Source organism: Dactylosporangium sp. NPDC049525 (genome assembly GCF_040676755.1).
Taxonomy (GTDB): domain Bacteria; phylum Actinomycetota; class Actinomycetes; order Mycobacteriales; family Micromonosporaceae; genus Dactylosporangium.
On the sequence record NZ_JBFAPO010000010.1, the window covers coordinates 114,510 to 121,033 of the forward strand.

At 71.7% G+C, this 6,524-nt stretch carries 6 protein-coding genes and 1 pseudogene; 3 read left to right on the plus strand and 4 right to left on the minus strand.

Annotation, left to right across the window (positions count from 1 at the left end):
- Window positions 1-7 precede the first annotated feature (7 nt).
- The gene (locus tag AB0K00_RS17565; RefSeq protein ID WP_363521920.1) at window positions 8-931 is read left to right on the plus strand and encodes a hypothetical protein; all 924 of its coding nucleotides are present in this window, start codon (window positions 8-10) and stop codon (window positions 929-931) included.
- Between the two features lie 3 nt (window positions 932-934).
- Here AB0K00_RS17565 and AB0K00_RS17570 read toward each other — a convergent pair whose 3' ends face one another.
- Window positions 935-1,813 (minus strand): putative Ig domain-containing protein, encoded by an 879-nt coding sequence (locus AB0K00_RS17570; RefSeq protein ID WP_363522144.1) that lies wholly within the window; start codon window positions 1,811-1,813, stop codon window positions 935-937.
- A pseudogene (locus AB0K00_RS17575) lies at window positions 1,790-3,060 on the minus strand (S8 family peptidase); the annotation flags it as partial. The pseudogene AB0K00_RS17575 and the gene AB0K00_RS17570, both read right to left, overlap by 24 nt.
- 155 nt (window positions 3,061-3,215) lie before the next feature.
- Between AB0K00_RS17575 and AB0K00_RS17580 the strand changes: the two are divergent.
- Complete coding sequence (locus AB0K00_RS17580; protein ID WP_363522145.1) at window positions 3,216-3,554, plus strand: hypothetical protein; 339 nt, start codon at window positions 3,216-3,218, stop codon at window positions 3,552-3,554.
- Entirely contained in the window at window positions 3,551-4,039 is a 489-nt protein-coding gene (locus AB0K00_RS17585) for a roadblock/LC7 domain-containing protein (protein ID WP_363521923.1), read from the plus strand. The genes AB0K00_RS17580 and AB0K00_RS17585 overlap by 4 nt, the downstream gene beginning before the upstream one ends.
- Here the strand turns inward: AB0K00_RS17585 and AB0K00_RS17590 are convergent.
- A complete protein-coding gene (locus tag AB0K00_RS17590; protein ID WP_363521925.1) occupies window positions 4,029-5,246 on the minus strand; it encodes a M48 family metallopeptidase in 1,218 nt (405 codons plus the stop codon). The genes AB0K00_RS17585 and AB0K00_RS17590 overlap by 11 nt on opposite strands.
- 18 nt (window positions 5,247-5,264) lie before the next feature.
- The gene (locus tag AB0K00_RS17595; RefSeq protein WP_363521928.1) at window positions 5,265-6,431 is read right to left on the minus strand and encodes an ROK family protein; all 1,167 of its coding nucleotides are present in this window, start codon (window positions 6,429-6,431) and stop codon (window positions 5,265-5,267) included.
- Between the last annotated feature and the right edge of the window lie 93 nt (window positions 6,432-6,524).

Consider the following 6,524-nt stretch of genomic DNA (forward strand, 5'->3'; position numbering starts at 1 on the left):
ACCGGGCATGGAGAAAGGGTTGGGTCGCGACCTGGCGCACGCGCTGCGCACCGGCCCGTTCTCCGCCGCGCTGCACCTGGCCATCGAGGACCGCGGCATCCGCCTCGACGAGATCCAGGAGCAGCTCGCCAGCAAGGGCATCAGCGTCAGCATCACCACGCTGAGCTACTGGCGGCGAGGTCGCAGCCGACCCGAACGACCGGATTCGCTCAAGGCGGTCCGGCTGCTGGAGCAGATCCTCGCGCTGCCCGAGGAGTCGTTGATGGTCCAGCTCGGGCCGCGCCGTCCGCGCGGCCGGTGGCTGAGCCAGCCGCCCGGGACCATCGAGATCGACCGGTTGTTCAGCGACGGCACCAGCGTCGCGAAGATGGTCGGCGAGCTGGACCGGTGGATGTATCACGAGCTGACCCGGTTGAGCCTGCACGACCTGTACCTCGTCGGCCCGCAGCGGCAGGAGATCAGCCTCACCTGCCGGCAGGTCCTGCGCGCCAACATCGACCGGGTCTCCCGCACCGTGGCGGTCTTCCTCACCGACGACCCGACCGCGCACGTGAGCATCAACGCGGTCCGCAACTGCCGCATCGGCCGGGTCCGCACCGACACCGGTGGGCTGATCGCGGCCGAGATCATCTTCGACCGGATGCTGGCGCAGGGGGAGACGGTGGTGCTGGAGTACCAGTACCGCAGCGACTCACTGTCCACAACGGACAACTACTACCGCGGGTTCTCCACCCCGGTCACCGAGTACGTGCTGCTGGTCCAGTTCGACCACGACGCGGTGCCGGCGCGTTGCCGGCGGTTTGAACGCCGGGGACTCAACGCGCCGGACCAGGGCGTCTGGGAGACCTGGATCGGCTCCACACACGGTGCCCACGTCATCGCCTCCGACGTGCCCCCCGGGATCGTCGGCATGCGCTGGGAGTGGGAGTGACCCTTAAGAAGCGGCGATGGACACGTCGTCGAGCACGAAGCTGGTCTGCAGCGACCAGTCCTCGACCCCGTTGAACTTCAACGTGACCGTCTGCCCCGCGAACGCGCTGGCGTCGATGACCTTCTCCACGTACCCGGTGGTCTTGTTCAGGTTCGTGTACGTGGCCACGGTGGTGCCGCCGAGGGTGACGGTCAGCTTGTCGTAGACCACGTTCTCGGTCTCCGCGGTGGTGATGCGGATCCAGAAGCGCAGCTGCACGGTCGAACAACCGGACGGGATCGCCACCGGCTGCGAGATCGTGTCGGTCTGCACCTGCCCGCCGCCGTTGAGCCAGGCGTTGCGGGAGCCACTGCGCGCCGGGTACTGCGACCACGTGCCGATCACGTTCGCGGTCGCGGTCCACGGCGAGGTGCCGCTCTCAAAGCCACCGTTGCCGACGGGCTGCGAGGGTGTGCAACCGCCGCCACCGGTGGTGACCGTCCAGGTGAACGTCGTCGACGCGGTCTTGTTGGCCGCGTCCTTCAGCGTCACCGTGACGTTCGAGGTGCCCGCGGTCGTCGCGCTGCCGGTGATCCGACCGGTCGACGCGCCGATGGACAGCCCGGCCGGGAGGCCGGACGCGCTCCAGGTGTACGGCGTGGTGCCGCCGCTGCCCTGGATCTGCAGGTCGACCGACTGGCCGACGACAGAGCTCCGGTTGCCCGGGTTGGTGACCGACGGGTCGCTGCCCGACGTGGTCCCGACGTAGAGCAGGACGTTGGGTGACCCGCTCCCGGCGCTGGTGATCTTCCCGGTGGTGCCGTTGCCGACGAGGGCGTCGCGGACCTGCGCCGGGGTCGCGTTGGGGTTCGCGCCCAGGTAGAGCGCGGCGGCACCCGTCACGTGCGGCGAGGCCATCGAGGTGCCCGTCATCGTCGCGCTGCCGGTGTTGCTGGAGTACGACGCCGACACGATGCTCGTCCCGGGCGCGAACAGGTCCAGGCACGTGCCGTAGTTGCTGGTGCTGTTGCGCGCGTCGGAGCTGTTGCTGTTGCCGACGGTGATGGCCGCGGCCACCCCTGCGGGCTGTAGTAGCAGGCGTCGTCGCCGTTGTTGCCGGCCGCCTGCACGAACTGCACGCCCGAGCTGATCAGGCTCGACACCGCGCTGTCCATGGCCTGGCTGCTGCACCGGCTGCCGCAGCCGATCGAGTAGTTCGCCACCGCCGGCTTCTGGGCGTTGTTGCGCACCCAGTTGATCCCGGCGATCAGGTCGTCGTTGGTGCCGGTGCCCTGGCAGTCCAGGACCCGGACCGAGACGAGGCTCGCCTTCTTCGCGATGCCATAGGTGGTGCCGACCGCGGTGCCCGCGACGTGCGTGCCGTGACCGTGGCAGTCGGCGGGGTTGCTGTCCCCGTCGACGATGTCGGTGCCCTGCTTCACCCGGCCGGTGAAGTCGGTGTGGCTCGCGTTGAGGCCGGTGTCCAGCACGTACACCGTGGCGCCCTGACCCGGGTTCGCCGGGTAGGTGAACGCCTGGTTCAGTGGCAGGCTGCGCTGGTCGATGCGGTCGTCGCCCCAGTTCGGCGGGTTGTTCTGGGTGTCGGCGACGGTGATGCGCTGGACCGCCTCCACCGAGGCGACCGCGGGGTCCGCGGCCAGCCGCTGCGCCTGCTGCGCGGACATGCTCGCCGAGAAGCCGCGCTGCACGGGGTCGTACACGTGCCGCGTCTGCCCGCCGAACCGCTTGGTGAGCCTTTGCGCCTGGGTGGCGATGGAGGTGGAGCCGTCGTTCAGGGTGACGATGTAGCGACCCGACACCGCGCCGGGACTGTCCGCGTACAGGATCGCGCCGACCGCGGGCACGGCCAGCGCCGGTCCGGCCGCCGCGAAGGCGCCGACCAGTCCCGCCACGAGCGCGGTGCCGGCCGCCGTAATTCGGTGCAACACGGTGAGACCTCCTCGAAGGTGCCAGCTCCGTGGCCGGGTCCGGTTGACGCCGACCCCGGAGGGCTGCAGCGAAGGTAGGAGCGCGCGGGTGCCGGGGGTCACCCCGGTGAACAGACGTCGACGATTCGAAACGTCAAAACTGTTTATGAAGTTGACGGCGTACCGCTGGGTGATCTTCGGTGCGCGGTGGGTCACGGCCATATCGGTCGGGAAGTCAGCAGGTCATGAGCCGACCGGCCAAATGCAGCGGCGGGAGATGTGCGAAAGATCGTCCCGTGCGAGGGTGGCCTTGGAAAACGCACCAGCTGCTGGAGGCACGCTTGAGCAACAACCTGGACGTCGCGCTGAAGAGCACGATGAGCATCGAAGGGGCGTTCGCGGTCGCGCTCGTCGACTACACCAGCGGCATGACGCTGGGCACCCTCGGCGGCAGTCCCGACTTCGACATCACCGTGGCCGCGGCCGGCAACACCGACGTGGTGCGGGCGAAACTGCGCACCATCGAGATGCTGGGCCTCAACGAGCCGATCGAGGACATCCTCATCACGCTCGACACCCAGTACCACCTGATCCGCCCGCTGCACTCGCGGGGCGGGCACGGCCTGTTCCTGTACGTCGCGCTGGCCAAGGCCCGCGCCAACCTCGCGCTGGCCCGCCACCAGCTGCGCCAGATCGAAACGAGTCTCGAACTGTGACGTCCGGCTTCTTCGGCGGCGATCCCGGCGGCCTGCCCCGCCGGGAGGGCTCCGAACCCGGCGGCGCGGTGAGCCAGCTCCCGCCGGCCCCGTTCGACGCCCGGCCGGAGCCGTACGACGCGGTCCTCACCCCGGTCCGCGCCGCGATGGCCGACCTGCGGCTGCGGGTGCCCGGGGTGCGCGGCAGCGTGCTGGCGGGTGTCGACGGGCTGCTGATCACCTATGACCTGGGTCCGGAGACCGAGCCGCACGACCTGGCCGCCCTCGCCGCGACGACCTTCGGGCTGGGACGGCAGGTGAGTCTCGTGCTGGGGCAGTCACCGTTCCGCGACGCCACGATGCGCAATGAGGGCGGGTACTTCACCGTGTACGCCGTCAACGGCAGCACGCTGCTCGCCGTGCTCGGCAGCGACGGGCTCAACGTCGCCCGCCTGCACCTTGAGGCCCGGCCCACCTGCCAGCACCTGGCGACGCTCATCCACTGAGCCGGTTCGCCAGCTTCGCGAACCACGGGCTCAGCTCGGCGTCGATGGCCGCCCACTCCTGCTCGGCCGGCTCGACCTGCGCCTGCTGGACCGGCCACGACCGCACCATCCGCCGGCGCAGCCCGGTCGGCGGGTGCGAGCCGAGCAGGGACGCGTCGGTTCTGAGGCTGAGCAGCCGCGCGGTGTCCAGGGTCGCGGCGCCGCGCAGGTGGACGGCGGCGGCCCGCCAGGCGCGCGGGTCGGCGAGGCTGCGGTGGCTCGCCGCGACCGCCGCGCGGAGGTCGCCGGCGACCACGAGCCCGTCGAAGAGGCCGGTCATGGCCGCCGAGCCGGCGACCCGGGCGGCGATCTGGTCGGCGAGGTACTCGGCGCGCTGGCTGTCGCGGCCGGCGAGGACCAGCAGCGCCACCGACAGCAGCCACAGCGCCGGCGCGACGACGACCACCACCGGGAGGATCCACACGTTGCCCATCCGGAGGGAGCCGGTCAGCACGTCGAGGATGCCGCGCAGGACGCCGAAGCCGCCCCTGACGACCAGCCCTCGCCGGGCGTCACGGTTGACGAAGTGGCCGAACTCGTGCGCGAGCAGCCCGATGCGTTCCTGCGGGTCGAGCGCGGCCCACAGCGGCAGCCCGACCGACAGGATCCGGCGCCGGCGCAGCCCCTGCACGCTGGTGGACGCGTTGACGTCGTGATCCAGGTGCACCTCGTGCGGCATCGGCGTGCCGGCCGCCGCGGCGACCCGTGCCAGCAGGCCGAACAGCGCCGGTGCGGTGCGGGCGTCGACGACCCACGGCTGCCAGTGCCGTTCCCGCCGGCGCGGCCAGATCAGCACGATCGTGCCGATGATGAGCACCGGTCCGAACAGCATGGTGATGACGTTGCCGAAGCCGGTGAGGAAGACCCCGGCGGCCAGGAAGAATGGCACGAGCAGCAGCAGCGGCGCGGCGAGCAGCAGCATCGCGACGCGGGCGAGCGGGTTGCCGCGCCGTGCGACGGTGCGGCCGGCGAGCGAGGTGTACTGCCGGCGGTTGAGGCGCACCGCCAGCCAGTGGTCGGCCCGGTCACCGGCCCGCAGGCCCCACACCCGCGGCGCCCGCCGCCGGTCGAAGGTGTCCAGCCCCCACTCGCAGGACGGGCACCACGCCGGCGACGTGTCCGACACGACGAGGGCGGCGTCGCAGCGGGAACACAAGGGCTCGGTCACGGTGGATCATTGTGCCGGTCAGGATTCGGCGGTTTCCAGGGGGTCGGCGAGGAGCCGTTCGAAGGCGAGCTCTGCCGCGCCGACCAGTGGGGCGTCGTCGCCGAGCAGCGGGGTGCGCAGCCGCACGTGCTCGCGGCAGGCGGGCAGCGCCATCGTGGACAGGCGGCCGCGGACGTGGGCGGCGCCGGCGAGGTACAGCTCCCGCAGGGCCCCGCCGAAGACGACGGCGGTCGGGTTGAAGATGTTCACCAGGTTGGCGACGCCGAAGCCGAGCCAGTCCGCGGCCTGCCGGACCGCGGCGCGGGCCGCCGGGTCGCCGAGCCGGGCCGCCTCGACGCACGCCAGGACGGCGTCGCGGTCCAGTGAGACGTGGCGGGCGATCTCGGTCTCCCAGCAGCCCCGGGAGCCGCAGCCGCACTCGCGGCCCTGCGGGTTGACGACCATGTGGCCGACCTCGCCGCCGTGGCCGCCGTGGCCGGTGACGCGGCGGCCGCCGGCGATGATGCCGGCGCTGATGCTCGCGTCGCCGTGCAGGTAGATGACGTTGTCGAGGCCGGCGGCGGCGCCGCGGGTGTGCTCGGCGAGGGCGGCGAGGTCCGCGACGTTGCCGACCATCGGCGGCCGGTCCAGGCCCAGTGCCGCGCCGACGTCCGCGCCGATGACGGGCTCACCGGTCTTGAGCATGCGCACGACGCCGTCGGGGTGGCGCATCATGCGGGACACGGCGATGCCGCTGCCGACGAAGACCGCGTCGGGGGACGTGGCGCGCTGCATGTCGTGGACGAAGCCGGCCAGGGTCGCGATGGTGTCGCGGACCGCGGTGCCGTGCGGGCGGGGCAGCTCGCGGCTGTCCAGGACCTTGCCCCCGAGCCCGACCCGCGCGGCGCGCAGCCGGTCGACCTCGATGCTCAGGGCGTACCCGTACACCCGCGACGATCGGGGCCGCACGACCAGTGAGGGGCGGCCGGCGCGACCGGTCTCCTGCGGGCCGCCCTCGTCGATGAGTCCCGCGCCGGCGAGGTCGGCGGTGAGCGCGCCGATGGTGCTGCGGTTGAGGCCGAGCTGGTTGGTCAGTTCGGCGCGGGAGGTGTCGCCGCTGACGTGGACGTATCGAAGGAGCGCGCCCAGGTTCTGGCGGCGGACCGAATCCTGGGTGGGAGTGCTTCGCTGGGGGCTCGTGGACACGGGCAGTCCCTTCGGCGGAAACCCGGGGTGAAGCAGACACCCATCGGCACGAGCAGCCCGCCGGCGCCTTCGATGAGGGTGATGTCGTGGTCC